Annotated in this window: 1 protein-coding gene; it reads right to left on the minus strand. The window is 63.1% G+C overall.

The genetic code is table 11. The features are described 5' to 3' along the window. A partial coding sequence (locus tag SB756_RS33365) for a zinc-binding dehydrogenase (protein WP_410913671.1) occupies positions 1-249 on the minus strand: 249 nt, incomplete at both ends.

The following is a 249-nucleotide window of genomic DNA, read 5'->3' on the forward strand; positions in this document are numbered from 1 at the left end:
TTGTCGAAGTACACGTCCACACCTTTGGGGCATTCACGTTTCAGGCCGGCCAGCACGTCTTCGGCTTTGTAGTCGATCACCCCGTCGAAGCCCAGTTCGTCCTTCAGGTACTGGCATTTCTGGGCGCCGCCGGCAATACCGACCACACGGCAGCCTTTGACCTTGGCGATCTGCCCGACAATGCTGCCCACCGCACCGGCCGCGCCGGAAATGACCACGGTGTCGCCGGCCTTGGGCTGGCCTACGTCC

This window comes from Pseudomonas sp. SIMBA_068 (assembly GCF_046534705.1).
GTDB lineage: Bacteria > Pseudomonadota > Gammaproteobacteria > Pseudomonadales > Pseudomonadaceae > Aquipseudomonas > Aquipseudomonas putida.